The organism is Streptomyces olivoverticillatus, from assembly GCF_014203555.1.
Classification (GTDB): Bacteria; Actinomycetota; Actinomycetes; order Streptomycetales; family Streptomycetaceae; genus Streptomyces; species Streptomyces olivoverticillatus.
In genome coordinates this window covers 1,018,900-1,044,395 of the sequence record NZ_JACHJH010000001.1, presented here as the reverse complement: position 1 = coordinate 1,044,395, position 25,496 = coordinate 1,018,900, and the positions used below count along the sequence as shown (strand labels likewise).

Genomic DNA, 25,496 nt, shown 5'->3' with positions numbered 1-25,496 from the left:
CATACTGGGGGCAATGACAAAGCCAGCTGCCCCCAAGCGTCACTTGCCCACCAGCCCCTTCAAGGCCCCCGTCGAAGCTGCTCCCAAGCACTTCGCCGTGGGCGACCAGGTCACACACGACATGTACGGCCTCGGCCGTGTGGTCGGTGTCGAGGACGGAATCGCGGCGCTCGTGGATTTCGGCTCGGCGCAAATGCGGATCTCCAGCCCGTACGCCAAGATGGCCAAGCTGTAGAGGGAAACCTCTCAGCCGCACGGGTACATGAAAAGGGCCCCCGCCGGATGATCCGGCGGGGGCCCTTCCCGTGAGTGACGTGAGTGAGCGCTACGACCGAGTCAGCCGCAGCCTCCGCCGCACTGGCAGGAGCCGCCGCTCTGGCAACCGCAGCTGCATCCGGGTCCGCACTGACAGCCGCTCATATGGGTACCTCCTCGGAGGAAGGGTGGTCTGCCTGCACCCAGTCAAGGACCACCGCCCTCGGCCGTCAATGCCCTGACGCACATATGTATGGGCGCACAGGGGGCGTGTGGGAGCGCGTCCCGGCGGCTGCGCTACGGCGTCTCGGCGGACGCGCCCGGCCGGCCCTCCGCCTGGCCCAGCTCGTCGGCGTGCTCGCCGGTCACCAGGTAGACCACGCGCTTGGCGACCGAGACGGCATGGTCGGCGAACCGCTCGTAGTAGCGGCCCAGCAGCGTCACGTCGACGGCCGTCTCGATGCCGTGCTGCCAGCGGTCGTCCATCAGGTGCTGGAAGAGCGCGCGGTGCAGCAGGTCCATCGCGTCGTCGTCGTGCTCCAGCTGAAGCGCCAGGTCGACGTCCTTGGTGATGATCACCTCGGCCGCCTTGGCCATCAGCCGCTGCGCCAGCTGGCCCATCTCCAGCACCGTGGCGTGCAGGTCGCTCGGCACCGCCGACGCCGGGAAGCGCAGCCGGGCCAGCTTGGCGACGTGCTGGGCGAGGTCGCCCGAGCGCTCCAGGTCGGCGCTCATCCGCAGCGAGGTGACCACGATCCGCAGATCGGTGGCGACCGGCTGCTGCCGGGCCAGCAGCGCGATCGCCCGCGCCTCCAGGTCCCGCTGGAGATCGTCGACCTTGGCGTCGGCCGCGATCACGGACTCCGCCAGCTTGAGGTCCGCGTCCAGGATCGCCGTCGTGGCGCGCCCGATCGCGGAGCCGACGAGGCGGGCCATCTCGACCAGGCCTTCACCGATCGAATCCAGCTCCTCGTGATACGCGTCCCGCATTGACTGACCTTCTCTCGCCTTGATTGCTACCGGTGGGGGGCTCTTGAAGGGGCTCTCAAAAGGGTCCTCGGGCCGCCCACGATCCCACGTTCCGGCCGGAACACGACGGCCTGCGGCCTCCGGAGTGAACCACCGCCGACGCCAAGGTGAACTCTCGGCTACGTGTGTTCGAGGTGGCACCCATTTGGCTGTGGATGTGTCCTGGCACCCGCATAACCTGGAGACATGAACGTGGACGCGGCTGTCGCCGCAGCGGCAGCGATCGCCGGAGTCTGTACCGGAGTGATCGCCATGCTGGCGTTCCGCTGGAGCGAGCGCGACCAGGCCCGGCCCACCCGCAGCTCCCTGCACACCGACGCCGTCCTGCCGCCCGGCGTGGACACCGTCCTGTCCGTGCTGCGCTCCTCCGCGGTCGTCCTCGATGAGGGCGACGCCGTGGTCAAGGCCAGTTCCGCCGCGTACGCCCTCGGGCTGGTCCGCGGCGGCAAGCTCGCCGTCGAGCCCATGCTGCAGATGGCCCGCGACACCCGCCGCGACGGCGAGATACGCCAGGTCGAGCTCGACCTGCCGCGCCGCGGCACCGGGCGCGGCGACGCCCTCGCGGTTTCGGCCAGGGTCGCGCCGCTCGGCTCGCGGCTGGTGCTGCTGCTCGTCGAGGACCTCACCGAGGCCCGCCGCATCGAGGCCGTCCGCCGCGACTTCGTCGCCAACGTCAGCCACGAGCTCAAGACGCCCGTGGGCGCCCTCTCCCTGCTCTCCGAGGCCGTCATGGACGCCGCCGACGACCCCGAGGCGGTCACCCGCTTCGCGGGCCGGATGCAGATCGAGGCGACCCGGCTGACCAACCTGGTCCAGGAGCTCATCGACCTCTCCCGGGTGCAGAACGACGACCCGCTGGAGGACGCCGAGCCGGTCCGGGTCGACGAGCTCGTCGCCGAGGCCGTCGACCGCTGCCGCCACCAGGCCGGCACCAAGCAGATCACCATGGCCGTCGGCGGCACCGCCGACCTGCACGTCTGGGGCAACCGGGGCCAGCTCGCGGCCGCCCTCGGCAACCTCGTGGAGAACGCCGTCAACTACAGCGCCGCCCGCACCCGGGTCGGCATCGCCGCCCGGCGCGTCGCCGCCCCCGGCGGCGACCTCATCGAGGTCGCCGTCACCGACCAGGGCATCGGCATCTCCGAGCGGGACCGCGAGCGGGTCTTCGAGCGCTTCTACCGCGTCGACCCCGCCCGCTCCCGCGCCACCGGCGGCACCGGGCTCGGCCTGTCGATCGTCAAGCACGTCGTCGCCTCGCACGGCGGCGAGGTCACCGTCTGGAGCGCCGAAGGCCAGGGCTCCACGTTCACCCTCCGCCTCCCGGAGGCCGGAGCCGTCCGCGACCGCGAGCGGGAGCGCAAGCGCGACCGTGAGCTCGGCCGCCCGCTGCTCGGCCCGGAGGAGAGCGCCGGCGCCGAGCACGCCGCCGACGCCTCCGACGGCCCCCTTTCCACCCGGGAGGTCACCCCGTGACCCTCGTCGTGGCACGCGTCGCGCACGAGAGCGCGCTACGCCCGTCCCGCTACCCCACCGCGCCGTACCACCCAAAGACCCGACCGGAGGTCACCCCGTGACTCGAGTGCTCGTCGTCGAGGACGAAGAATCCTTCAGCGACGCGTTGTCCTACATGCTCCGCAAGGAAGGCTTCGAGGTCGCCATCGCGGCCACCGGGCCCGACGGGCTGGACGAGTTCGAGCGCAACGGCGCCGACCTGGTCCTGCTGGACCTGATGCTGCCGGGCCTGCCCGGCACCGAGGTCTGCCGGCAGCTGCGCGGGCGCTCCAACGTGCCCGTCATCATGGTCACGGCCAAGGACAGCGAGATCGACAAGGTGGTCGGCCTGGAGATAGGAGCCGACGACTACGTCACCAAGCCCTTCTCCTCCCGCGAGCTGGTCGCCCGCATCCGGGCCGTCCTGCGCCGCCGCGGCGAGCCGGAGGAGGTCACCCCGGCCGCGCTGGAGGCGGGCCCGGTGCGGATGGACGTCGACCGGCACGTGGTCACCGTCTCCGGCGCCAAGGTCGACCTTCCGCTCAAGGAGTTCGACCTGCTGGAGATGCTGCTGCGCAACGCGGGCCGGGTGCTCACCCGGATGCAGCTCATCGACCGCGTCTGGGGCGCCGACTACGTGGGCGACACCAAGACGCTGGACGTCCACGTCAAGCGCCTGCGCGCCAAGATCGAGCCCGACCCGGGCGCGCCGCGCTACCTGGTGACGGTGCGCGGGCTCGGCTACAAGTTCGAGCCGTAAACCTGCCCACCACCGCCCATACGGAAGGGGCCCGGAAGCCATTCGGCTTCCGGGCCCCTCCGCGTGGTGTCAGTGACCCGCGTGCTGCTGGCCGGCCTTGGCCGACTCGCTCGCCGCCGGGCGGCTCTGCTGGGCCGAGGGGCTCGCGGAGCCCGCGGGGGCGGCCGGGGCGCTCGGGCTGCCCTGCGGGGCGGCGGGGGAGGAGGCCGGGGCCGCCGGGGAGGCGGGAGCCGAGGGGCCCCACTCCGAGAAGTAGCTCGTCGCGGGGTAGACGAAGGCGGAGATCTTCACCTGGCCCGTGGAGCTGAAGTCGAAGACCAGCGGCTGCGAGTCGCCGTCCTTGAGGCCCTCGCGGCCCTTCGGCAGCACCGCGGAGGCGTTGTCCTTGCCGCCCAGGGTGAGCGAGCTGTGGGCCGGGACGACGATCTGCCCGCCGCCCTTGGCGGCCGAGAGCTTGACCGGGCTGTCCTTGCCGGGCAGCGAGATGCCGCGCAGCGTCTGGTCGGTGTTGCCGTTGTTGAAGAGCCTGCCCGTGATCACCGCCGGCCCGTTGGTCTTCTGGTCGGGCTGCGTGATCACGTTCACGTTCTGCAGCTTGATGTCGCCGACCGAGGTGGCGGCGTTGTCCGGCTTGACCTCCAGCGTCTGCGCACTGTTGCCCGCCGCACAGGCGGAGAGCGAGGCGATCGAGAGCACGAGGACGGAAGCGGCGAGAGCGCCGCGTCGAAGGCTGCTGCTCACGGCGGCGGCATCTCCTTGGACGAGGTACGAGGTACGTACGAGATAAGGGTCTGTGTCCGGCGGGCTTAGGTTACCGAGCCCCTGCACGCCCGCCGCACCCGACCCGCCCCATGGTCCACTCCGGCCCCGCCCCTGTGCGCGGCCGGATTTCGCCCACGGGTCCGTGCAGAAGCGATCGAGAAGCGGCGCGGCGCGTGCTCGGCGGATTATCCGCAATGAATGCGTGGGTGTCAGGGAAGGTGTTCCGGAATTGATCAAGTTCGCGTTGATCAATTCCGGATTACGAGCGGAAGGGGCCGCCGGGCCCCGAACGGAGTACCGGAAGTCCGCCGACCGGACCCCGGCAAAACGGGACGTTCGGCCGCTCGCGGAGCCGCTCGGGCGCGTGTAACGTGCGCGTTTCGCCCTGCCCGGACAACCGCTCCGACCTGCGAATACCCGCTTCCGGAAGCCTCCCGCAGCACGTTCCGGTTGCTGTTGTCAAGCCCCGAGATATGCCCTGACCTGCGGAAACGCCATTCAGAACATGCTGTGCCCGTGTTAGACTGGATAGCCACGGAAGGGGTACCTGTCACATGACGTTCAAGGTTGGCGACACCGTGGTCTATCCCCATCACGGGGCCGCGCTGATCGAGGCCATCGAAACTCGCCAGATCAAAGGCGTGGACAAGACCTACTTGGTGCTGAAGGTCGCCCAGGGTGACCTGACGGTTCGGGTGCCGGCGGACAATGCAGAGTTCGTCGGCGTTCGCGATGTGGTCGGCCAGGACGGGCTTGACCGGGTCTTCGAGGTGCTTCGCGCGCCGTATGCCGAAGAGCCGACGAACTGGTCCCGTCGCTACAAGGCAAATCTCGAGAAGCTCGCGTCGGGTGACGTGATCAAGGTCGCCGAGGTCGTCCGCGACCTGTGGCGCCGGGAGCGTGAGCGCGGCCTCTCCGCAGGTGAGAAGCGCATGCTCGCCAAGGCGCGGCAGATCCTGGTCAGCGAGCTCGCTCTCGCGGAGAACACCAACGAGGACAAGGCCGAGGCCCTGCTCGACGAGGTCCTCGCGTCCTGACGCCATACAGGTGCCGGATGTGGACAACCACGCGTAAAGAAGTGCCGCGGTGCCCGCGCGATGACGACAGTCATCCGCCGGGCGCTGCGGCATCTCTGCTCCGGTGCTGCTACGCCGTGCTCTGTGTGCCGGGCCCGGGCAGCCGGCCCGACCAGTCGTCACGGAAGGGGCTGGTCGGGGGCATCGCGCCCGGCACTTCGAGCTCTGCGAGCTGGGGGGTACCCCCAGGGCCATACCCAATTCGGCCGAGGAAGCAAACCTGAACGCCAACGCAATGTCTGATCGAGCCGCCGCGCCGGCCATTTCCGTCACTGCGGCCCCGGTGCGCTTCGCCGCGGTCATTCCCGCGGCGGGCCGCGGCGTCCGGCTCGGCCCCGGCGCCCCCAAGGCGCTGCGCGCGCTGAACGGCACGCCCATGCTCGTCCACGCGGTCCGGGCGATGGCCGCCTCGCGCGCCGTCTGCCTGGTCGTCGTCGTGGCCCCGCCGGACGGTGCCGCCGAGGTCCGCACCCTGCTCGACGCGCATCCGCTCGCCGACCGGGACAGCACCCGCACCGACGTCCTGGTCGTCCCCGGCGGTGCCACCCGCCAGGAGTCCGTGCACCTCGGCCTCAAGGCCCTGCCGGACGACATCACCGCCGTCCTCGTCCACGACGCGGCCCGCCCGCTCGTGCCCGTCGACACGGTCGACGCGGTGGCCGCCGCGGTCCGTGCGGGCGCCCCCGCCGTCGTGCCGGCGCTGCCGCTCACGGACACCGTCAAGCAGGTCGAGCCCCGTACGGGCGAGCCCGAGCCGGTCGTCGCGACGCCCGAGCGCTCGCTGCTGCGCGCCGTGCAGACCCCGCAGGGCTTCGACCGGGCGACGCTGGTGAAGGCGCACGAGACGGTCGCGCTCGACGGCGAGGGCGCCACCGACGACGCGGGCATGGTCGAGCGCCTCGGCGTCCCCGTCGTCGTGGTGCCCGGCCACGAGGAAGCGTTCAAGGTCACCCGGCCCCTGGACCTGGTCCTGGCCGAGGCCGTACTCGCCCGCAGGAGGGCCAACGATGGCTTCTGAGTCCACGGCACGCCCCGTGCTGCCCCTGGTGGGCGTCGGCACGGACGTGCACGCCTTCGAGGAGGGCCGCGAGCTGTGGTGCGCCGGCCTGCTCTGGGAGGACGCGAGCCACGGACTGGCCGGGCACTCCGACGGTGACGTGGCGGCGCACGCCGCGTGCGACGCCCTGTTCTCCGCGGCGGGCCTCGGCGACCTGGGCGCGCACTTCGGCACGGACCGGCCCGAGTGGTCCGGCGCGGCGGGCGTCACCCTGCTGGCCGAAGCCGCCCGGATCGTGCGCGCCGCCGGTTTCGAGATCGGCAACGTGGCCATTCAGGTGATCGGTGTGCGGCCGAAGATCGGCAAGCGGCGCGAAGAGGCCCAGAAGGCGCTCTCGGCCGCGGTGGGCGCCCCCGTGTCCGTGTCCGGCACCACGACCGACGGTCTGGGTCTGACGGGCCGCGCCGAGGGCCTGGCCGCCATCGCCACGGCGCTGGTGGTCCGTACGTCCGACGCCGGCTGATCCGCCCGACCCGGCCGTCGCGTCACCCCTGAGTGCCTCTCCGGGCCTTCTCGGGCCTGTCCCTGCCCGTGACCTCCCCTCGCGGGAATACGGTGCGCATGACGTCATGTCCGGTTTGCGTCGATCACCCCCTTGTGGTGGGTGGCGGCGCACACCGGGCGTCATCGCAGGGAAGGAACCGGAGCCGTGTCTGCCGAAATGTCGGACGACCTCAAGAAGTACATCGACGACAACCCCGTCTTCGCCACCGTGGCGACGGTCCAGCCCGACGGCAGCCCGCAGCTGTCGGTCACCTGGATCAAGCGCGAGGGCAATCAGCTGCTCGTCTCGACGACCGTCGGGCGCCGCAAGGAGAAGAACCTCCGCCGCGACCCGCGCGTCACGATCATGATCAACCCGCCCAATGCGCCGTACACCTACGCCGAGATCCGGGGCGCGGCCACGCTCTCCGTCGAGGGCGGCCAGGAGCTGATCAACGAGCTGTCGCGGAAGTACACCGGCAAGGACTACGCCGACTTCAATCCGGCGGCCGGGGAGGACGCGGAACGGGTCGTCGTCCGCGTCGCTCCCCGCCGGGTGGTCGGTTCGCTCTAGGGCGTACGGGCCGCCACGGCCCGCCCGGACCGCCGCGTCACGCGCCGTCGGACTGGGCGGCGCCGACGCGGTCGCGGTCGGATCCCGCGGGCTTGTCGTAGCCGCGCGGCTCCTTGAGCAGCGGCAGGCCCTCGCGCAGGCCCGCCGTGAGCGAGTTCTCGGAGGCGCTTCCGGCCCCGGCGCGCGCCGGTGGCACGGAATTGCGGCGCATCTCCTCCATGCCCTTCTTGAGGGCGTCGCGCATCCGTTTGCCGAGTGGTCTCTCGACGTAGCGGTGGAGGAGCCAGGCGGCGAAGAGCATCACGACCATCAGGCCGGCCACCAGCAGCGGCGCCGGGACCCGGGTACGCAGCCCGTGGATGATCGTCATCCCGATGTACTGGTGGAGCAGGTAGAGCGGGTAGGTGAGCGCGCCCGCCTTCGCCAGCCACGGCCACTGAATCCGGTTGAGCTTGCCCGTCGCGATCAGCGCCATGAGCACGAAGGCCAGGAAGACACCCAGGGTGGCGGGCCAGGTGGCGATCGTGCTGTTGGTGTTGTCGGCGACGCGCTTGGGTACGTGGTGCTCGGCCAGGAGCAGGGAGATGCCCACGATGCCCCACAGCAGTGCGGTGGGTTTGAAGCGGTGCATCAGGTAGAAGGCGATGCCCGCGATGAAGTACGGCGAGTACAGGGGCATGGCCCACATGTCGAGCAGCTTGTTGTCCACCTGGCCCGCACTGACGGCGGCGACCGTCCACAGCCCGCAGAAGAGCACGCACTTGCGGTAGGTGACGCCCGTGGCGACGACGATCGCGAAGAGGACGTAGAACTTCAGCTCGATGAAGAGCGTCCAGTAGACGCCGTCGACGTCCCAGACTCCGAGGCCCTGCTGGAGCATCGTGAGGTTGGTGAGGACGACGTCCCAGTTCTTCACGCTGCGGACCTGTGGCCACAGGGTGACGACACCGGCGGTCAGGAAGATCGCGACCCAGTAGGCCGGGTAGATGCGGCAGGCACGGGAGACCACGAAGTCGCCCAGCGAGCGTCCCCAGGTGCTCATGCAGATCACGAAGCCGCTGATCAGGAAGAAGACCTCGACGCCGAGGAATCCGTAGCGGGCGACCAGATGCGCGTTCGGGAAGACATTTGCCGGGTCCTGTCCCCAGCCGCCGCGGAGGGCGACGTAGTGGAAGACCACGACCATGAGGGCCGCCATGAGGCGGAGCCCGTCCAGTACATAGAGCCTGGGTGCCGACCGTTGAACGGCTGTTTGGGCGCCATCGAGATCATCTCGTCTGGCGAAACGCATGTCGTCCTCTCCATTGGGGTCGGTCGGCTCATCCTACGCGGGGCCATTGCGCTGGCATGCTGACACAAAATGCGGCCGAGTGGGCCGTGACGGTTCTCTCGCATGCTTTTCTGTCCCGGTTTTTCTGGCCCTGTCTCCGGCGCACCAGATCGCAGGTTATGCGCGTCTCAACCACACCGGATCTCCGTCACGGCGCGCCGCAGCCCCTGTTTCAGGCGTGCGGCCAGCGGACGTTCCACGCACCGGTGTACGAGCCATGCAGCGAGCAGCATTGCCGCCACCAGTGCCGGAAGCAGGACGTATCGCGGCACCCGGCCGTGCGACTGCTTGATGATCAACCAGCCGAGATGTTCGTGGAGCAGATAGAGCGGGTAGGTGAGCGCGCCCGCCTTTGCCAGCCACCGCCATCGCAGGCGGGACGTCCAGCCCAGCGCGACCGCCGCCACCGCCAGGAAGAAGACCAGCAGCAGTGCGAGCGTCGGCCACTGCGGTACGTGATGGCCCATATGGCCCTCCGCCCGCAGCTGCGCTTCCAGGAGATCGTGCTGGGCGGCCAGCAGGCACCCGCCGGTGATCAGCCAGAGCACCGTATTCGGGCGGAATCGGTACATCAGATAGAAAGCGATGCCCGCGATGAAATACCAGCAGTCGTGCGGCATCAGGATCTGGTCGAGCGTGCTGTTGTCCGCCGCTTTGGCGATCGTCGCGGCAAAGGCCCAGACCACACAGAATCCCACCGCCCGGCGGTAGGTCAGCCCCTTGTGGACGACGAGCGCGAAGAGCAGATAGAAACGCATCTCGATCCAGAGGGTCCAGTAGACCCCGTCCACCGGATCCACCCCCAGGGGGTCCTGGAGCATCGTCAGGTTGACGGCCACGTCCTTCAGCCGGGGCGCTTCGCCCATCGACGGCCACAGCCGGAGCGCGAACGCGACGGCGAGCACGGCGAACCAGTACGCCGGGTAGAGCCGGGTGACGCGCGACGCCGCGAATTCCTCCACGCTCTTGCCCCAGCAGCTCATGCAGATCACGAAGCCGCTGATCAGGAAGAAGAGCTGGACGCCGAGCCAGCCGTAGGAGGCGGGCAGGTAGGCCGTGGGGAAGAGGGAGCGGGAGGGCCGGTCCCAGGCGCCGCTGCCGAAGGCGATGTAGTGGTAGGCCACCACCATCAGTGCCGCGCAGAGCCGCAGGCCGTCCAGGGCGGCGAGTCTTCCGCCCGCGTCCCCGCCGCCGGACGCCCGGCGCGCCGTCGGGCCCGTCTGCTGCTCGGGGTGGTCCTGTACCGGCAGGGTGGAGTGCAACGCCCCTCCTGGGTTCCGCGGCCTGGTGCCGGGGAAACTACCAGAGGTAATGGTGTTTATCGCGCAAAAGGCAAATAGCGGTAAAAACGTGCCGTAACTCCCCGGACCCACACCCTCCGCCCCTGATTGCCCGGGGCACTCCTCCGGGGCCACTACCCTGGTTCCGTGACCATTCGCCTGTACGACACCAGCGCCCGGCAGATCCGTGACTTCTCCCCGCTCACTCCGGGCTGTGTCTCGATCTACCTGTGTGGCGCCACCGTGCAGGCCGCACCGCACATCGGGCACATCCGGTCGGGTCTGAACTTCGACATCATGCGCCGCTGGTTCGCCTACCGCGGCTACGACGTGACGTTCGTCCGCAATGTCACCGACATCGACGACAAGATCATCAAGAAGGCGGCCGACCAGGGCCGCCCCTGGTGGTCGATCGGCTTCGAGAACGAGCGGGCCTTCAACACCGGCTACGACGTCCTCGGCTGCCTGCCGCCCACCTACGAGCCGCGCGCCACCGGGCACGTACCCGAGATGATCGAGATGATGCGCGGTCTGATCGAGCGCGGCCACGCCTACGAGGCCGATGGCAACGTCTACTTCGACGTGCGCTCCTTCCCCGGCTATCTGGAGCTGTCCAACCAGGAGCTGGACAACCTCCTGCAGCCTTCGGGCGAGGGCGAGACCGGCAAGCGCGACCCGCGCGACTTCGCGATGTGGAAGGCCGCCAAGCCCGGCGAGCCGTCCTGGGAGACCCCGTGGGGCCGCGGCCGTCCCGGCTGGCACCTGGAGTGCTCGGCGATGGCCCACAAGTACTTGGGCGCCGCGTTCGACATCCACGGCGGCGGCCTGGACCTGATCTTCCCGCACCACGAGAACGAGATCGCCCAGGCCAAGGCCTTCGGCGACGACTTCGCCGCGTACTGGGTGCACAACGCCTGGGTGACCATGAGCGGCGAGAAGATGTCGAAGTCGCTGGGCAACTCCGTGCTCGTCTCCGAGATGGTCAAGCACTGGCGCCCCATCGTCCTGCGCTACTACCTGGGCACCCCGCACTACCGGTCGATGATCGAGTACAGCGAGGAGGCGCTGCGCGAGGCCGAGTCGGCCTTCGCGCGGATCGAGGGCTTCATCCAGCGCGTCGTGGAGAAGGCCGGGCCCGTCGAGCCGGCCGCCGAGGTGCCGCCGGCGTTCGCCGAGGCGATGGACGACGACCTGGGCGTCCCGCAGGCGCTGGCCGTGGTGCACACCACCGTCCGCCAGGGAAACTCCGCGCTGACCGCCGACGACAAGGAAACCGCCGTCGCCCGGCTGGCCGAGGTGCGCGCCATGCTCGGCGTGCTGGGCCTGGACCCGCTGGACGAGCAGTGGGACCGCGGCGGCAGCGGCCGCGGCGAGGACCTGCACGGTGTGGTGGACTCGCTGGTCAGGCTGGTCCTGGAGCAGCGCGAGGCGGCCCGCGGCCGCAAGGACTACGCCACCGCCGACGCCATCCGCGATCAGCTCCAGCACTCCGGCCTCGCGATCGAGGACACCCCGTCCGGCCCGCGTTGGTCCCTGTCCTGAGGGACACTTTTCGTACGTACGTCTACTGAGCCGCACCCCATGCGGTTCTGAGCAGTAAAAGAGATAGGTGACCCCATGGCCGGCAACAGCCAGCGCAGGAACCGCCGCACGTCCAACAAGAAGGGCGCGACGGTCGGCAGCGGCGGCCAGCGGCGCCGAGGCCTGGAGGGCAAGGGCCCGACCCCGCCCGCGTCCGCCCGCAAGGGACACAAGAAGAACCGCCTCGCCAACGCCCAGGCCAGGCGGACCGACACCCGCCGCCCGGCCCCCCGCCGCGGCGGTCCCAAGGGCACCAACGAGCTGGTCGTCGGCCGCAACTCGGTCGTCGAGGCGCTGCGCGAGGGCGTCCCCGCGAACACGCTCTTCGTCCAGCAGTTCCTGGACAACGACGAGCGCGTCCGCGAGGCGCTGCAGCTCGCCACGGAAAAGGGCCTCAACCTCATGGAGGCCCCCCGTCCCGAGCTCGACCGCATGACCAACGGCCTCAACCACCAGGGCCTGGTCCTGCAGGTTCCGCCGTACGACTACGCGCACCCCGAGGACCTGACCGCCGCCGCGGCCGACCTGGGTGAGGACGCCCTGATCGTCGCCCTCGACGGCATCACCGACCCGCGCAACCTCGGCGCGGTCGTCCGCTCCGTCTCCGCCTTCGGCGGTCACGGCGTGGTCGTGCCCGAGCGCCGCGCGGCCGGGATGACGGCCAGCGCCTGGAAGACCTCCGCCGGCACCGCCGCCCGTACGCCGGTCGCGCGTGCGACGAACATGACGCGGATGCTCGAGTCGTACCAGAAGGAAGGCCTCCTGGTCGTCGGCCTGGCCGCGGACGGCGACGTCGAGCTGCACGAACTGGAGGCCCTGGAGGGCCCGGTCGTCATCGTCGTCGGCAGCGAGGGCAAGGGTCTGTCCCGCCTGGTCGGCGAGACCTGTGACTACCGCGTCCGGATCCCGATGCCCGGTGGCGCCGAGTCGCTCAACGCCGGTGTCGCCGCGGGCGTGGTGCTCTACGAGGCGGCCCGCCGCCGCGCGTGACGGCCCGTCCCGAGGTGTTCGGCGCGGTGGCCGGGGAGATCGACTTCCCCCGGCCACCGCGCCGTTGTAGTTGATCTTGACGGGTCTCGGACACATCCGGGCGGTCCAAGCAGTGTCCTAACCTCCGGTCACTCGGTTAGATGAGTGTGGACACCAGAACACCCCGCACACCTATGGGGGGAAGCTCTTCGGGGTACGACGATCAGCCCGCGCTGAGTACGGTGAAGGTTCCGTCCGACCCGGCGCAGGTCTCCGTCAACCACCTGAGTTTCCGCGTGCAGCTCGCCCGGCCCCCGCGCACCGCCCGGCAGTTCGCCGGCGGCGTGGACACCGAGCGGATGCCCAGCGTCAAGAGTGCGGCCAAGCGCCGTGCCCCCGTGGTGTGGAGCGGGCGGACCGGGCCCGGCGACTCGGCATCCACCCAACTCCTGGAGGCCATCAGGGACTCGGCCACCGGGGCGGGGGACGCCGGAGCCACCCAGGTGCTGCCGCGCATCACGGCCGACGACGCCCCCACCACCGTCATCGGCCCCCGGGGCCCCGCCGACGGCCGGGCCGCCCCCACCGGGCTCCTGCACGGCGTGCGCCCGACCCACGGCGTGTACGACGAAGAGCCCTACGGCCACCCCGAGCACGACGCCCCCGACCCCGACGACGACGGCTTCGAAGACGGCTTCGACGAGGACGACGACCCCAGGCGCGCCCGGCACGGCGACTCCGTCCGCCACGCCTACTACCCCGGCCGCCGGATGAACCTCGGCGTCGTCCTGCTGCCGCTGCGTATCTTCCTCGGCCTGATCTCGGTCTACGCGGGCATGGGCAAGCTCTGCGACCCCGTCTATTTCGACGGCGGCAAGCGCGGCTCCATGGTCACCTGGCTGACCCAGCTCCACCCGTGGGCCGTCGCCTCCCCGCTGCGCCAGCTCGCCCTCAGCCACCCCGTCGGCTCCGGACTCACCGTGGCCTTCCTCCAGGTGGTCGTCGGCGTCCTCACCATCTTCGGGCTCTGGCAGCGGCTCGCCGCCGGCATGGGCGCGCTGCTCTCCGCCATCCTGCTGGTGACCGTCAGCTGGCAGAGCGCGCCCGTCTACGACGCGCCCGAGATCATCTACCTGGCCGCCTGGAGCCCCCTCGTCATCGCCGGAGCCCCCTTCTACTCCGTCGACGGACGGCTGGCGGGCGAGGCCTGGCGGCGGCTCGGCCCCCGCGCCGAGCTGTGGGACCTGCGGCGGCGCGTGCTGCGCCGCGGCACCGCGATGGCCACCGTGATCATCGGCCTGTCGCTGCTGGTGGGCTCGATGCTGGGCGGCGCGGTCCGCTCCTCGCGGGTCGCCCAGACGCCCGGCCCGGCCGCCCCGCCGGCCAACAGCCTGCCCGGCTCCCCGCTGCCGCAGCGGCCCTCCTCGTCCACACCGCGCGGCTCGCACGGTCCGGCCGTCGCGGGCACGCCCAAGCCGAGCGCCACGGCCAAGAAGACCCCGACCCCCGGCGCGACCCCGGCCGCGCCCGGCACCGTGCACTCCTCGGCGGGCAGCGCGGGCCAGCCCGGCACCACCCCCGGCAGCGGCCACTCCGCGGCCCAGACCCCGCACCGGGCCCCGGCCCCCGCCGCCCCGCAGCACAGCTCCTCGGGCGCCACGTCGACCGGCTCCGGCGAGGGCGGCTCCGGGGGCGACGGCTCGTCCGGCGGTTCCTCCGGCGGCTCGCGCGGCGGAGGCGCCCTCGGGGGGCTCCTCGGCTGAGCCGCACGTACGGCGGTGGCCCCGTATCCCTCGATGTGAGGGGTACGGGGCCACTGCTTTGCATCCTTGTTGCTACCGGGCGAGCTCCTTGGCCGCCTCGGTCAGGTCCTTGGCCGTGTCGATGGCCCGCCAGTACGCGCCGTGCGGCAGCGGGAAGCCGGCCAGGCGGCGCTCACGGGCCAGCCGCGGGAAGGTCGTCCGCTCGTGGTCGCCCCGGTCCGGCAGCAGCGCGGTGAAGCCGGGGGAGAAGACGTAGACGCCCGCGTTGATCAGATAGGGCGAGGGCGGCGACTCGATGAAGTCCAGGACGTGACCGAACTCGTCCGTCTCCACCGCGCCCCACGGGATGCGCGGCCGGGCCAGCGCCAGGGTGGCCGTGGCGTCGCGCTCGTGGTGGAAGGCCGCCATCTCGCGCAGCGAGAAGCGGGTCCAGATGTCGCCGTTCGTGGCGTACCAGGGCTCGTCGGGGCGGGGCAGCGAGGCGGCGGCGAACTTGAGGCCGCCGCCCCGGCCGAGCGGCTCCTTCTCCACCACGGTGGTCACCCGCAGCGGCAGATCGGCCGACACGAGCCAGTCCTGCAGGACTTCGGCCAGATGGCCGCACGAGACGACGGCGTCAGTGACGCCTTCGGCGGCGAGCCAGGCAAGCTGATGGCCGATGATCGGGATCCCCGTGCCGGGGATCTCGACCATCGGCTTGGGACGGTCGTCGGTGTACGGCCGCAGCCGCGAGCCCTGGCCGCCGGCCAGGATCACGGCTTGCGCGGGGTACGGGTAGGGGTGCGTGCCGGTCATGCCCCGCACGATATGCCGTGCCGCGAGCGGCGGTGCGGCCGGTGGCGCACCCGGGGCCGTACCCGGAGGTCTGCGTGGCGCCTCAGTGGTCCTGGACGACGCCGGAGGCGAAGGCGGTGTCGCAGACGGGCCGTGCGTAGGCCTGCGCCTGCTTGACCGAGTGGTACTTGGCGACCGCGGCACGGCCGAGCGCGCGGGCGATCTCGGCGCAGTGCTGCGCCAGCGAGGGGCGGCCGTTGGTCGCCACCTGGAGGTCGGTGAGCGCGACCCCGGGGTTCTTCTCCTGGAGCTCGCCGAGCAGGCGGTCGCGCAGCACCTCGTGCGGGGCGCGGGCCTTGGCTTGCGTGGAGGCGGTGTCGGACGACGCCGTGAGCACCTGCGACTCGGCGGTCGGCGCCGCCCAGGGGACGCGGGTGACCGCGAGAGTCCCCGAGAGCACAAGGACGACTGGGAGGACAAGGGCGAGGGTTCTGCCGATGCGGCGGGCGGCCTGGTTCATGCCGCAGATGGTAGCGAGGGGTAATGACGGGGCGACATTTAGTCACTCGGTCGAGGGACCCCACTGTCCAAAGGTGCGGATATGAAGTTGACGCATGAGCGTCGAAATGAGGGAGAGTGCCGGGGTATTTCTTAACCGTGCGGCCCCACGCCCTGTTGACGGGCGCGGGGCCGCACCGGCTTCGCTCCGACTCGCGGAGGCCGTGCGTCAGTCGCTCAGGCGCTCGCCGGAGGACGTCGAGAACACGTGCAGCTCGCCCGGCCGCGGCACGACGTGCAGCACCGAACCCTTGTCCGGGACGTTGCGCCCGCCCACGCGCACGACGAGGTCCTTCTGCTCGCCGCCGACCTCGGCGGTGCCGTAGACGTAGCCGTCGGCGCCGAGCTCCTCGACGACGTTCACGGTGACGGCCAGGCCCGCCGGCGCGTCCTTGGAGAGGGAGGCGGACTGGTCGCCGGTGCGCTCCACGACGTCGAAGTGCTCGGGCCGGACGCCGACGGTGACCGTCCGGTCGCCCTTGTCGGCCGCCGCGCCCAGCGCCTCGCGCGATACGGGCACCACGCTGTTGCCGAACTTCACACCGCCGTCGGTGATCGGCACCTCGACCAGGTTCATGGCCGGGGAGCCGATGAAGCCGGCGACGAAGAGGTTGGCGGGACGGTCGTACATATTGCGCGGCGAGTCGATCTGCTGGAGCAGGCCGTCCTTGAGCACGGCCACCCGGTCGCCCATGGTCATCGCCTCGACCTGGTCGTGGGTGACGTACACGGTGGTGATCCCGAGGCGGCGCTGCAGGCCGGCGATCTGGGTGCGGGTCTGGACGCGCAGCTTGGCGTCGAGGTTCGAGAGCGGTTCGTCCATCAGGAACACCTGGGGCTCGCGCACGATCGCGCGCCCCATCGCGACGCGCTGGCGCTGTCCGCCGGAGAGCGCCTTGGGCTTGCGCCCCAGGTACTCGGTGAGGTCGAGGATGCGGGCCGCGTCCTCGACCTTCTGCCGGATCTCGGCCTTCGGCACGCCCGCGATCTTCAGCGCGAAGCCCATGTTGTCGGCCACGGTCATGTGCGGGTACAGCGCGTAGTTCTGGAACACCATCGCGATGTCCCGGTCCTTGGGCGGCAGGTGCGTCACGTCCCGGTCGCCGATCCGGATCGATCCGCCGTTGACGTCCTCCAGCCCCGCCAGCATCCGCAGCGAGGTGGACTTGCCGCAGCCGGACGGCCCGACGAGGACGAGGAACTCCCCGTCTTCGATGGCGATGTCCAGCTGGTCGACGGCGGGCTTGTCGGCACCCGGGTAGATCCGGGTGGCCTTTTCATAGGTGACCGTGGCCATGGTGATGTGATCCCTTCACCGGCAGGAACGTGCCGGACGATCCGAGTAGAGGGAGTGGTCCAGTCCAATCGGGCTGGGTGAGGGTGACGCTACCGGGGCCCGAAGGCGTTGTCAGCAGGTGGCGGGTCACGAAGTGGGTGTGGGTAGACTGCGTTTCGCACGCCGCCTTAGCTCAGCTGGTAGAGCACCGCTCTTGTAAAGCGAAGGTCGTCGGTTCGAGTCCGACAGGCGGCTCTCCCAGGGCCCAGGTCAGCTATGCGCTGACCTGGGCCTTCTTCTCGTATCGGTGCCGAAGGTGGTGCCTGCCTTCGCGGACGACGTCCACAACGAATGAACCCGTCTCGGGCACCGCGTTGTGTTCGCCGGTGCTCATCGGCCCGTCTCCCTGCCTTGCGGCCGGCGAGTGCGGATGTCGATGCCATGCGCCGTCACCCACAACATGGGCCCGGGTCCGCTGCCGCTGTCGACCGGCCGCTCGTGGAGACGCGGTGGCACCGGCGTCCGGGGAGCCAAAGGCTGTGGCGTCGGCGATTGTGGCGCGCGGGCGGCGCGGCAAGTGTGGTGGGTGCGGCCTGAGGCCAGCGGCAGCTGGCCGACAGGCTGTGCACGCTGTCGGGGCTTTCAACGCTGACGCGCAACGAGGTGTCCCGTTGGGAGCGCGGGGGGCGGCGGCGGTCGGCGTATCGGTTGGGAAAGCGTGTCGAGCCTCGCAGACCGGGCCCACGGGTTGAGGCTCGCTGACGACGTCTTGGCCGGCAGTGACCTGCTCGCCCCGGCCATCCGTGAACTCGGCGCGGCTGTACGGCTTTTCCGCGAGAGCAGCCACTCTGGAGAGGTGGGACGAGCGTTGCTCGCCCAGATCGGCGAGATCGCGCAAATCGCCGGATGGATCGAGAGTGACGCAGGCCAGTACGGACGAGCGGAGCAGGCATACCGGCTCGGCATCTCCGCCGCACGCGAAACCGGGGACTCCACGCTTGTCGGCAACCTCGCGGGGAGCCTCGCTTACCAGTGGAGCAACACCGGACGCGAACGGGAAAGCGTTGCCCTCGCCAACGCTGCCCTTGCCGACGCGAACGAGCCCGAGCAGGCAGCGCAAGAGGCGCGTCGCATCCTGTCCGCCGGAGTGGCCAGCGAGCGTACAGCCGAGCGGTCGCGTGTCGTTTCGCGCCGCCTCAAGCCCTTCTCGGCCGTGCCGGAGGTGGACGGCCTGTTGAGCGATTATGGTCATGTACCAGCCTGCTGAGCCGCCAGGCAGCACACCTTGCCGGGCGCTGGCCGGACGGTGTGGACTGCCCGGATGACCAACCGGACCCTGTACCTGATCGCCGGCGCCGCCCCGCCCGCTCGTCGCGTCGACGTCGCCATCCGCGCCGCGCAGGCCGCCGACTGGGACGTCTGCCTGATCTTCACCCCATCGGCCTACCGGTGGGCCACCGAGGACGCAGACGGGGAGATCGACCGGCTCCGCGAGCTGACCGGTCACCCCATCCGCCACCAGTACAAGTTGCCGTCGCAAGAGGACGTGCTGCCCGCACCGGACGCGATGCTCGTCGCGCCGCTGACGGCCAACACCCTCAACAAGTGGGCGGCCGGAATCAGCGACACCCTTGCCCTGGGACTCATCACCGAGGGCATCGGCCTCGGACTCCCCACCGTCGCCCTGCCGCACTGGAACGATGCTCAGGCTCTGCACCCTGCGGTACCTCGCAGCGTCGAGACCCTGCGCGGCGCGGGCGTCACCGTCCTGCTCGGCGAAGGCGGATTCGCCCCTCACAAGCCGAAGCAGGGCAACCTCGGTGCGTACCCGTGGCAGGCCGCCATCGATGCCCTTCCTGCATAGCCGCGAAGCGACGGAACCGCAGGCCCCCTTCCGGGGCCTGCGGTTCCTTGTCGTTTTGCTCGGGTTCTAGCGGTGTGCGTGAGTGCTGTCCGCCGTCCGCTGCGGGCCGCCCTCGGTGAGGGGGGCGGGGGCCTCCCGCGGGGCGTCCTGGTGGCCCGGCCACCAGGCCTTGTGGCCCAGGAGCGAGGTGATCGTGGGCACCAGCAGCATCGCCATGACGAAGGCGGTGAGCAGGATGCCGAACGCCACCGCGAAGCCCATCTGCTGGAGCATCGAGTTCTCCGCGAGCATCAGCACGCCGAAGGTGCCGGCCAGGATGATCGCGGCGGAGGCGATGGTCGGCGCCGACTGCGAGACGGCCGTGCGGATCGCCTGCCGGGCGGAGACCCCCTTGCGGACCTCTTCGCGGAGCCGGGCGACCATCAGGATGTTGTAGTCGGTGCCGATGGCGACGACGAAGAGATAGACGATGACCGGCAGCATGAAGAGCAGGCCGTGCTTGTGCTGCATGTCCTGGAAGAGCCAGACCGTGGCGCCCAGGGTGGCGCCGAAGCCCAGGGCCACGGAGATCATCAGGTACAGCGGGGCGACCAGGCTGCGCAGGAGCAGGCCGAGGATGATCATGATGGCCAGCCCGGCGACCGGGAAGACGAGCTTGTAGTCGTGGGCGACGGCGTCCTCGATGTCGGCGAGGACGGCGGAGGTGCCGCCGACGACCGCCTCCGTGCCGGAGGGCGCGGCCTTGTGCGCGGCGTCGCGCAGATCGCCGCCCGCCAGCTCGATCGCCTTGTCCTCGGTGGGGCGGTACTTGAGGATGACGCTGTACTGGGCGACGGTGCCGTCGGGGTTGGCGACGGCGGGCGCGGTCTGGCCCACGCCGTCGATCTCCGCGAGCTTGGCGCGGAAGGCGTCGAGCTGCGCCTTGTCCAGACGGGCGCCGTCCTTCGACTTGAGGTAGACCATGGCCGGGTCGGACTGGCCCGCGGCGAAGCCGCGCTGCATGTCCTTCATGGCCTGGACGGACTCCAGCTTCTGCGGCAGCTGGCTGGTGGTGTCGAACTCCGACTTGAAGCCGAACGCGCCGACGGCCAGCACCGCGAGGACGGCCGCGGAGAGCACGCCGACGACGCCGGGGCGGCGCGAGACCAGGCCGCCGACGCCGTTCGCGAAACGATTCCGCGGCTGCTTCTGCCACGCCTTGGAGGGCCAGAACGCCTTGCGGCCGAGCAGCGAGAAGACGGCGGGCACCAGCGTGAGGGCGGCCACCAGGGTGACGGCCACGGAGATCGCGAGCGACGGGCCCATCGCCCGCATCATGCCCATGGTCGACAGCAGCAGGGCGAGGAAGGCGACGATCACGGCCCCGGCGGCCGAGGCGATGGTCTCGCCGATCCGCTCCACGGCGTTGACCAGGGCCTGCTTGGGCTCCTGGCCCTCTCGCAGGTGCTCGCGGTAGCGGAAGAGGAGGAAGAGGATGTAGTCCGTGCCGACGCCGAAGAGGACGACGATGAGGATGGCGCTGATGGAGGAGTCGGCCTTGAGCCCGCCCGCCGAGGCGGCGGTGCCGATCAGGCCGGTGGCGACCGTGAAGACGATGCCGATGATGATCACCGGCAGGATGGCGATCAGCGGGCTGCGGAAGATGATCAGCAACAAGACGATGATCAGCAGGAACGTCGCCGACATGATCATGGCGTCGGTGTTGCCGGAGGATTCCTTGCTGTCGAGGGTGGTGGCCGCCTGCCCCGTGATGCCCATCTTCAAATGGGTCTTCTCCAGCAGCGGCTTGGCGTCCTCGCGGAGCTGCTTGACCGAGTCGGGCAGCTTCTCGTCATAGGAGTTCTTGGTGGTGGCGATGATGTTGGCCAGGGCTATCTCGCCGTTGGGCGCGACAGCGCCGGGGACGACCTTGCCGACCTTGTCCCGGTGCTTGTCCTGCAGCCCGGTGGCGACCGTGGCGACATCGCGCCGGTCCTCGGGGGTGAGCTTGCCGCCGTCGGCGCGCTTGAAGACGGCTATGGCGGCGGGCTGTTCGGTCTTCGGGAAGGACTTTTCCTGGAGGTTTCCGGCCCGTACGGATTCGTAGTGAGAGGGAAGGAACTCCGTTTCGTCCGTGGTGGATTTCAGTCCCGGCGCTAAGAGCGCCAGGGCTACGGCCGCGATGATCCAGGCCGCGATCGTGAGCCAGGGTCGGTGGACGGCGAACCGCCCGACTCGTCGGAACATGGTGCTCCTTCAACAAGTGCGTTCGTCGCACGGGCGTACTGCACGGGCATGAACACGCTAGGGAACGGGTTCCCAGGGCACAACGGATTCAGTGGGGAATCAGGGGGAAATCGACCCTGGGGCAGGGAACGCCTCCTCCGGTGGGAGGAGGCGCTCTCACCCGTGGGGTAGAGACCGCTCTGCCGACCGCCTGCATGCGGATTACGCTGCCACCATGACCGATGTCGAGTTCTATGCCGCGCGCATGGAGCGCGCCGTCAGATCCGCGGTCCAGGAGGGGCTGGCGGGCCTGGTCGTCGCGCCCGGCCCGGACCTGGTGTGGCTGTGCGGATACGAGCCGCACGTCACCGAACGGCTGACGGCGCTGCTCCTGGCCCCCGGCCGCAAACCCCAGCTGATCGTGCCGCAGTTGGAGCGCCCGGATGCCGAAAAGGCGCCCGGTGCCGGCTCTTTGGCGATCACCGGCTGGGCCGACGGCGACGATCCGTACACGGCCGCCGCCAAGCTCCTTGAATTGCAGGGACGTTACGGCATCTCGGACAACACCTGGGCGCTGCACCTGCTGGCCCTCCAGCGGGCCGCGCCGGGCGCGACGTACGGCGCGCTGTCGGAGGTGCTGCCGATGCTGCGGGCGGTGAAGGACGCGTACGAGGTTGAGCGGCTCGCGGCGGCGGGGGCCGCGGCGGACGCCGCGTACGAGGCGGTCGTCGAGCTGCGCTTCGCGGGCCGGCGGGAGGTCGACGTGGCCGCCGACCTGGCCCGGCTGCTGCGCGAGAACGGCCACGAGCAGGTCGACTTCACGATCGTCGGCTCGGGCCCGAACGGCGCCAGCCCGCACCACGACTCGGGCGAGCGCGTCATCGAGGACGGCGACATGGTCGTCATGGACTTCGGCGGCCTGCGCGAGGGCTACGGCTCCGACACCACCCGCACGGTGCACGTCGGGCAGCCGACGGCGGAGGAGCGCAAGGTCCACGACGTGGTGCGCGAGGCCCAGCAGGCGGCTTTCGAAGCGGTCCGCCCGGGCGTCGCCTGCCAGGAGATCGACCGGGCCGCCCGCCAGGTGATCCGGCGGGCGGGCTTCGGCGAGTACTTCATCCACCGCACGGGCCACGGCATCGGCGTCACCACGCACGAGCCCCCGTACATGGTCGAGGGCGAGCACCTGCCCCTGGTGCCGGGCATGTGCTTCTCGATCGAGCCCGGCATCTACCTGCCGGGACGGTTCGGGGTGCGGATCGAGGACATCGTGGTGTGCACGGAGGGCGGGGGGCGGCGGCTGAACAACACGGAGCGGGAGTTGCGCGTGGTGGAGTAGGTTCCCGGGGCTGCGCATGATGCGCAGCCCCGCGGACGAACTCTCGGGCGGCGGAGGCCTTTTGGAGGTGCATAACCCGTAATTCCCGGATTTCTGCTGCACTCCTGTGCGCCCTGGTATGTACCTCGCTTGCACCTGTAAAGACGAATCGTCCCTGCCTACCGTGAGCGGCAAGGAACTACAGGAGACGAGGTCCGGCCATGGACACTGATCTTCGTGCTCTGTCCAGAGCGGCGCTGGCGGCGGAGGGCCGGCTGCGGCGCACGAGACGACTGCCGGTCTTCGACTGCCCGCCGGGCGGTACGGGAGCGCGGTACGCGCTGGCCGCGCCCGGCACCGTGACGCTGTACCTCGCGCGGCGTGGATCGCCCCGCCTCCGGGAGATCGCCGAGTCGCTCGTCCGGCGTACGGGGCGGGACGTGGAGATCGCGCGGGAGATCCGGGAGAGTCTCGAACTCCGCCCCCGGCTCTCCGTCCCGGAAGCCGTCGACCGCATGCTTGCGGAACCGGTTTTCGCGGAGCTTCGCTACGGCAGCAAACCGGTCGTCAACAATCTCTTCGTCCCCGAGGACACCGAGGTCGTGTCCGTCGTGTTCCCCTACAACGGGGGTCGCTTGGCGCGGGACGGATTCACCCTGACCGAGTACGTGATCGACACGTGCCCCACCGGACTGTCCGGGCTCCTCGTCCGCGCGGCGCCGCCGCTCACCCGTGCCGAGGCGGTGGCCCTGCAGTTGCTGCCGCCGAGCCAGCTCGAACTCAATGTGGGTTCCGCCGTGGTGGACGCCGAGAGCGACGACAATCTGGCGCTCACTTTGGTGACGCTGGCCGCTCTGGCCGCAGGTGTCGCGCTGGCCGCGGCGGCCGAGGTGGCGGTACCGGCAGCGGTCGTCGCCGAGGCCGCCGGGGTCGGCATCACCGATGTCGTCACCGCTCTGGGCGTCGAGGGCGCCGCGACGGCGGCGCTGGACGCCGCGGTCGGCGCTGCGGCGGCGAACATGGACGCGGCAACGGTCACGGCCGCGGCGGCCGCGGGCGATGCCGGTGTCGGTGCCGGTGATGCCGGTGTGGGCGCTGTCGGGGCCGGTGACGTGGGTGCCGGTGATGTCGGTGCCGGTGACGTGGGTGCCGGTGATGTCGGTGCGGGTGACGTGGGTGCCGGTGACGTCGGCGCGGGCGATGTGGGTGCTGGTGATGCGGGTGCCGGTGACGCCGGGGCGGGCGATGCAGGTGCTGGTGACGCGATCGCCGGAGATGTGGGTGCTGGTGACGTCGGCGATGCGGCAGTCGGCGACGCGGGCATCGGCGGCGATGTGGGTGCCGGTGACGCCGGGGCCGGCGATGTGGGCGCCGGTGACGCCGGGGCCGGTGATGCGGGTGCCGGTGACGCCGGGGCCGGTGATGCGGGTGCGGGCGATGCCGGTGCGGGCGATGCCGGAGCCGGCGACGCGGGTGACGCCGGTGCCGGAGATGCCGGAGACGCCGGTGGGGCCGGCTGTGAGGGCGAAGCCGGGTTCGCCCAGCGGCTGCTCGCCATCGCCCAGCACGAGGCCGAGCTCTCCGGGCTGATGGTCGAGCAGATCCTCACCCAGCACACCGACGACGTGCCGCGGCTGCGCGAGCTCGTCAACCAGCTCCGGCCCGCCCAGACCGCCGCGCAACTCCTGGCCTCCCGCCGGACCGCGCTGCGCGCCCGGCGCTGACCGGATGGCGGACGCGACATGACACTGCTGTGCCTGGTTGTGCTGACTGTCTGGTTCGGGCTGTCGTTGCTCGGCCAGCTGCCGGGCAACCAGGCCGGCCGGCTGCGCCGGCACGATCCCGCCTCGCTCATCCCCAACTGGAGCTTCTTCGCGCCCCGGCCGGTGACGTTCGACTACCACCTGCTCTACCGCGACGAGCTCTGGGATCTGACGATCACCGACTGGACGGAGATCCCCCTCGTCGAGCCCCGCGCCTGGTGGTGCTTCCTCTGGAACCCGCGGCGCCGCGCCAAGAAGGCCCTCTTCGACAGCTGCTCGATGCTGCTGCGGCTGCGCTCCACCCTGAGCGAGCACGAGGCGGGCGCCCTCGCCCTGCACCGCTCGGTGCCCTATCTGATGCTGCTCAACCACGTGTCCGGCCTCCCGCATCCGCACGCCAGGGGCACCCAGTTCGCGCTGCTGCGCACCTTCGGGCCCGAGTCGGCCCCCGCCCCGGTCGTGGTGTTCAGCTCCCAGTTCCACGCGGTGGAGGAGGCGCACGGTGATCCAGCAGCCGTTCCAGGTCCTGCGGCTGGTTGAGCAGATCGCCGCGGTGGGCGTGGTCGTCTCCGTCGCCGAGCTCCTCGCGGCCCGGGCGCAGCTGGCGCCCGCGGGCCTGCTCAACTACCCCGTCCCGAGGACCCGCAGCCGCCGCCTCGTGGCCGCGCCGTACGCCCCGGTGCTCGCCGCGGTCTTCGACTACCCGGCCGTCCTGTTCCTGCTGGGCATCCGGCTGGCCGCCGCGGCCGCCGTCGCGGTCGGCGCGCCCGCCGACGGGGCCGGGACGGCGCTGGTCGTGCTGCTCGCCGCGACCTCGGCCGCGATGAGCCTGCGCTCACCGTTCGGCAACGACGGCGCCGACCAGATGACCGTGCTCGTCTTCGGCTCCGCCGCCCTCGCCCGGCTCGCGGGGACGCCGCTCGCCGCGCAGGCGGCCCTGTGGTTCCTCGCCGCGCAGACGTGCCTCTCCTATCTGACCGCGGGGATCGCCAAGTCGTCCGCCCGCATGTGGCGCGACGGCACGGCGATCCGCGGGATCTTCCGCACCGTCGTCTACGGACACGCCCGCGCGGGAGCGTACGTCGCCCGCCACCCGGGGCTCGCGACGGCCGCGGGCTGGTCGGTGATCGTCACCGAGTGCGCCTTCGTCGCGGTGTTCGTGACCCCGAGCCCGTACGTCTACGTGATCCTCGCGGGCGGCCTCGGATTCCACCTGGCGTCCGCCGTGCTGATGGGGCTCAACACCTTCACCTGGGCGTTCGGCGCCACCTACCCGGCACTGATCTTCTGCGCGAGCCTCTCCGCGGGCGCCCTCTGGAGCTAGCCGG

General features: G+C 70.8%; 24 protein-coding genes and 1 tRNA gene. 17 read left to right on the top strand and 8 right to left on the bottom strand.

The window, feature by feature from the left end; genetic code table 11:
- Positions 1–13: 13 nt before the first annotated feature.
- A complete protein-coding gene (locus FHS39_RS04865; protein ID WP_184346466.1) occupies positions 14–235 on the top strand; it encodes a hypothetical protein in 222 nt (73 codons plus the stop codon).
- Between the two features lie 317 nt (positions 236–552).
- Here FHS39_RS04865 and phoU read toward each other — a convergent pair whose 3' ends face one another.
- Positions 553–1,245 (bottom strand): phosphate signaling complex protein PhoU, encoded by a 693-nt coding sequence (gene phoU / locus FHS39_RS04860; protein WP_184346465.1) that lies wholly within the window; start codon positions 1,243–1,245, stop codon positions 553–555.
- Between the two features lie 225 nt (positions 1,246–1,470).
- On the opposite strand from phoU, the gene phoR reads away from it, so the two are divergent.
- Both phoR and phoP read left to right on the top strand, forming a co-directional pair.
- A complete protein-coding gene (gene phoR, locus FHS39_RS04855) occupies positions 1,471–2,757 on the top strand; it encodes a two-component system sensor histidine kinase PhoR (protein ID WP_246469815.1) in 1,287 nt (428 codons plus the stop codon).
- Between the two features lie 106 nt (positions 2,758–2,863).
- Positions 2,864–3,535 (top strand): two-component system response regulator PhoP, encoded by a 672-nt coding sequence (phoP, locus tag FHS39_RS04850; protein WP_466731699.1) that lies wholly within the window; start codon positions 2,864–2,866, stop codon positions 3,533–3,535.
- A gap of 69 nt (positions 3,536–3,604) precedes the next feature.
- On the opposite strand, the gene FHS39_RS04845 is transcribed toward phoP, so the two are convergent.
- A complete protein-coding gene (locus tag FHS39_RS04845; protein WP_184346464.1) occupies positions 3,605–4,276 on the bottom strand; it encodes a copper chaperone PCu(A)C domain-containing protein in 672 nt (223 codons plus the stop codon).
- A gap of 575 nt (positions 4,277–4,851) precedes the next feature.
- On the opposite strand from FHS39_RS04845, the gene FHS39_RS04840 reads away from it, so the two are divergent.
- The 4 genes from FHS39_RS04840 to FHS39_RS04825 all read left to right on the top strand — a co-directional run bounded on the left by FHS39_RS04840 (position 4,852) and on the right by FHS39_RS04825 (position 7,487).
- Positions 4,852–5,334: a CarD family transcriptional regulator gene (locus FHS39_RS04840; protein ID WP_003953493.1), complete on the top strand. Its 483-nt coding sequence runs from the start codon at positions 4,852–4,854 to the stop codon at positions 5,332–5,334.
- A gap of 274 nt (positions 5,335–5,608) precedes the next feature.
- Positions 5,609–6,391 (top strand): 2-C-methyl-D-erythritol 4-phosphate cytidylyltransferase, encoded by a 783-nt coding sequence (ispD, locus tag FHS39_RS04835; protein WP_184346463.1) that lies wholly within the window; start codon positions 5,609–5,611, stop codon positions 6,389–6,391.
- Entirely contained in the window at positions 6,381–6,893 is a 513-nt protein-coding gene (ispF, locus tag FHS39_RS04830) for a 2-C-methyl-D-erythritol 2,4-cyclodiphosphate synthase (protein ID WP_184346462.1), read from the top strand. Before ispD ends, ispF begins: the two co-directional genes overlap by 11 nt.
- Positions 6,894–7,079: 186 nt before the next feature.
- A complete protein-coding gene (locus FHS39_RS04825) occupies positions 7,080–7,487 on the top strand; it encodes a TIGR03618 family F420-dependent PPOX class oxidoreductase (protein WP_184346461.1) in 408 nt (135 codons plus the stop codon).
- A 37-nt stretch (positions 7,488–7,524) separates the two neighbouring features.
- Here FHS39_RS04825 and FHS39_RS04820 read toward each other — a convergent pair whose 3' ends face one another.
- Both FHS39_RS04820 and FHS39_RS04815 read right to left on the bottom strand, forming a co-directional pair.
- Positions 7,525–8,778 (bottom strand): acyltransferase family protein, encoded by a 1,254-nt coding sequence (locus tag FHS39_RS04820; RefSeq protein WP_184346460.1) that lies wholly within the window; start codon positions 8,776–8,778, stop codon positions 7,525–7,527.
- 167 nt (positions 8,779–8,945) lie between these two features.
- On the bottom strand, positions 8,946–10,079 hold the full coding sequence (locus FHS39_RS04815) for an acyltransferase family protein (protein WP_184346459.1): 1,134 nt from the start codon (positions 10,077–10,079) through the stop codon (positions 8,946–8,948).
- Between the two features lie 165 nt (positions 10,080–10,244).
- Between FHS39_RS04815 and cysS the strand changes: the two genes are divergently transcribed.
- The 3 genes from cysS to FHS39_RS04800 all read left to right on the top strand — a co-directional run bounded on the left by cysS (position 10,245) and on the right by FHS39_RS04800 (position 14,410).
- Positions 10,245–11,639: a cysteine--tRNA ligase gene (cysS, locus tag FHS39_RS04810; RefSeq protein WP_184346458.1), complete on the top strand. Its 1,395-nt coding sequence runs from the start codon at positions 10,245–10,247 to the stop codon at positions 11,637–11,639.
- A 75-nt stretch (positions 11,640–11,714) separates the two neighbouring features.
- The gene (gene rlmB, locus FHS39_RS04805) at positions 11,715–12,668 is read left to right on the top strand and encodes a 23S rRNA (guanosine(2251)-2'-O)-methyltransferase RlmB (RefSeq protein WP_184346457.1); all 954 of its coding nucleotides are present in this window, start codon (positions 11,715–11,717) and stop codon (positions 12,666–12,668) included.
- Between the two features lie 140 nt (positions 12,669–12,808).
- The gene (locus tag FHS39_RS04800) at positions 12,809–14,410 is read left to right on the top strand and encodes a DoxX family protein (protein WP_184346456.1); all 1,602 of its coding nucleotides are present in this window, start codon (positions 12,809–12,811) and stop codon (positions 14,408–14,410) included.
- A 72-nt stretch (positions 14,411–14,482) separates the two neighbouring features.
- On the opposite strand, the gene FHS39_RS04795 is transcribed toward FHS39_RS04800, so the two are convergent.
- From FHS39_RS04795 to FHS39_RS04785, 3 genes are all read right to left on the bottom strand, one after another.
- The gene (locus FHS39_RS04795; RefSeq protein ID WP_184346455.1) at positions 14,483–15,205 is read right to left on the bottom strand and encodes a nucleotidyltransferase family protein; all 723 of its coding nucleotides are present in this window, start codon (positions 15,203–15,205) and stop codon (positions 14,483–14,485) included.
- Between the two features lie 82 nt (positions 15,206–15,287).
- Positions 15,288–15,704 carry a hypothetical protein gene (locus FHS39_RS04790; RefSeq protein ID WP_184346454.1) on the bottom strand — a complete coding sequence of 139 codons (417 nt, stop codon included), beginning with the start codon at positions 15,702–15,704 and terminating at the stop codon, positions 15,288–15,290.
- Positions 15,705–15,911: 207 nt separating this feature from the next.
- Positions 15,912–17,039 carry an ABC transporter ATP-binding protein gene (locus FHS39_RS04785; protein WP_184346453.1) on the bottom strand — a complete coding sequence of 376 codons (1,128 nt, stop codon included), beginning with the start codon at positions 17,037–17,039 and terminating at the stop codon, positions 15,912–15,914.
- Between the two features lie 161 nt (positions 17,040–17,200).
- Between FHS39_RS04785 and FHS39_RS04780 the strand changes: the two genes are divergently transcribed.
- The 3 genes from FHS39_RS04780 to FHS39_RS04770 all read left to right on the top strand — a co-directional run bounded on the left by FHS39_RS04780 (position 17,201) and on the right by FHS39_RS04770 (position 18,882).
- A tRNA-Thr gene (locus tag FHS39_RS04780) sits at positions 17,201–17,273 on the top strand.
- 463 nt (positions 17,274–17,736) lie between these two features.
- Complete coding sequence (locus FHS39_RS04775) at positions 17,737–18,285, top strand: hypothetical protein (RefSeq protein ID WP_184346452.1); 549 nt, start codon at positions 17,737–17,739, stop codon at positions 18,283–18,285.
- Positions 18,286–18,339: 54 nt separating this feature from the next.
- The gene (locus tag FHS39_RS04770; RefSeq protein WP_184346451.1) at positions 18,340–18,882 is read left to right on the top strand and encodes a flavoprotein; all 543 of its coding nucleotides are present in this window, start codon (positions 18,340–18,342) and stop codon (positions 18,880–18,882) included.
- A 66-nt stretch (positions 18,883–18,948) separates the two neighbouring features.
- Here FHS39_RS04770 and FHS39_RS04765 read toward each other — a convergent pair whose 3' ends face one another.
- Positions 18,949–21,108, bottom strand: a complete 2,160-nt coding sequence (locus FHS39_RS04765) for an MMPL family transporter (RefSeq protein ID WP_184346450.1) — start codon at positions 21,106–21,108, stop codon at positions 18,949–18,951.
- A 214-nt stretch (positions 21,109–21,322) separates the two neighbouring features.
- Here FHS39_RS04765 and FHS39_RS04760 point away from each other — a divergent pair, with 214 nt between their 5' ends.
- The 4 genes from FHS39_RS04760 to FHS39_RS04745 all read left to right on the top strand — a co-directional run bounded on the left by FHS39_RS04760 (position 21,323) and on the right by FHS39_RS04745 (position 25,492).
- Complete coding sequence (locus FHS39_RS04760) at positions 21,323–22,426, top strand: aminopeptidase P family protein (protein ID WP_184346449.1); 1,104 nt, start codon at positions 21,323–21,325, stop codon at positions 22,424–22,426.
- Positions 22,427–22,626: 200 nt separating this feature from the next.
- Positions 22,627–24,129, top strand: a complete 1,503-nt coding sequence (locus tag FHS39_RS04755; protein WP_184346448.1) for a hypothetical protein — start codon at positions 22,627–22,629, stop codon at positions 24,127–24,129.
- An 18-nt stretch (positions 24,130–24,147) separates the two neighbouring features.
- Positions 24,148–24,708, top strand: coding sequence for a hypothetical protein (locus FHS39_RS04750; protein ID WP_184346447.1), 561 nt, complete (start codon positions 24,148–24,150; stop codon positions 24,706–24,708).
- Positions 24,671–25,492 carry a hypothetical protein gene (locus FHS39_RS04745; protein WP_184346446.1) on the top strand — a complete coding sequence of 274 codons (822 nt, stop codon included), beginning with the start codon at positions 24,671–24,673 and terminating at the stop codon, positions 25,490–25,492. The genes FHS39_RS04750 and FHS39_RS04745 overlap by 38 nt, the downstream gene beginning before the upstream one ends.
- The last annotated feature ends 4 nt before the right edge of the window (positions 25,493–25,496 follow it).

Coding starts and splice junctions, on each gene's coding strand:
- FHS39_RS04865 (WP_184346466.1), top strand. CDS start 14: ATGACAAAGCCAGCTGCCCCCAAGCGTCACTTGCCCACCAGCCCCTTC.
- phoU (WP_184346465.1), bottom strand. CDS start 1,245: ATGCGGGACGCGTATCACGAGGAGCTGGATTCGATCGGTGAAGGCCTG.
- phoR (WP_246469815.1), top strand. CDS start 1,471: ATGAACGTGGACGCGGCTGTCGCCGCAGCGGCAGCGATCGCCGGAGTC.
- FHS39_RS04840 (WP_003953493.1), top strand. CDS start 4,852: ATGACGTTCAAGGTTGGCGACACCGTGGTCTATCCCCATCACGGGGCC.
- ispD (WP_184346463.1), top strand. CDS start 5,609: ATGTCTGATCGAGCCGCCGCGCCGGCCATTTCCGTCACTGCGGCCCCG.
- ispF (WP_184346462.1), top strand. CDS start 6,381: ATGGCTTCTGAGTCCACGGCACGCCCCGTGCTGCCCCTGGTGGGCGTC.
- FHS39_RS04820 (WP_184346460.1), bottom strand. CDS start 8,778: ATGCGTTTCGCCAGACGAGATGATCTCGATGGCGCCCAAACAGCCGTT.
- rlmB (WP_184346457.1), top strand. CDS start 11,715: ATGGCCGGCAACAGCCAGCGCAGGAACCGCCGCACGTCCAACAAGAAG.
- FHS39_RS04800 (WP_184346456.1), top strand. CDS start 12,809: ATGAGTGTGGACACCAGAACACCCCGCACACCTATGGGGGGAAGCTCT.
- FHS39_RS04795 (WP_184346455.1), bottom strand. CDS start 15,205: ATGACCGGCACGCACCCCTACCCGTACCCCGCGCAAGCCGTGATCCTG.
- FHS39_RS04790 (WP_184346454.1), bottom strand. CDS start 15,704: ATGAACCAGGCCGCCCGCCGCATCGGCAGAACCCTCGCCCTTGTCCTC.
- FHS39_RS04785 (WP_184346453.1), bottom strand. CDS start 17,039: ATGGCCACGGTCACCTATGAAAAGGCCACCCGGATCTACCCGGGTGCC.
- FHS39_RS04770 (WP_184346451.1), top strand. CDS start 18,340: ATGACCAACCGGACCCTGTACCTGATCGCCGGCGCCGCCCCGCCCGCT.
- FHS39_RS04765 (WP_184346450.1), bottom strand. CDS start 21,108: ATGTTCCGACGAGTCGGGCGGTTCGCCGTCCACCGACCCTGGCTCACG.
- FHS39_RS04760 (WP_184346449.1), top strand. CDS start 21,323: ATGACCGATGTCGAGTTCTATGCCGCGCGCATGGAGCGCGCCGTCAGA.
- FHS39_RS04755 (WP_184346448.1), top strand. CDS start 22,627: ATGGACACTGATCTTCGTGCTCTGTCCAGAGCGGCGCTGGCGGCGGAG.
- FHS39_RS04750 (WP_184346447.1), top strand. CDS start 24,148: ATGACACTGCTGTGCCTGGTTGTGCTGACTGTCTGGTTCGGGCTGTCG.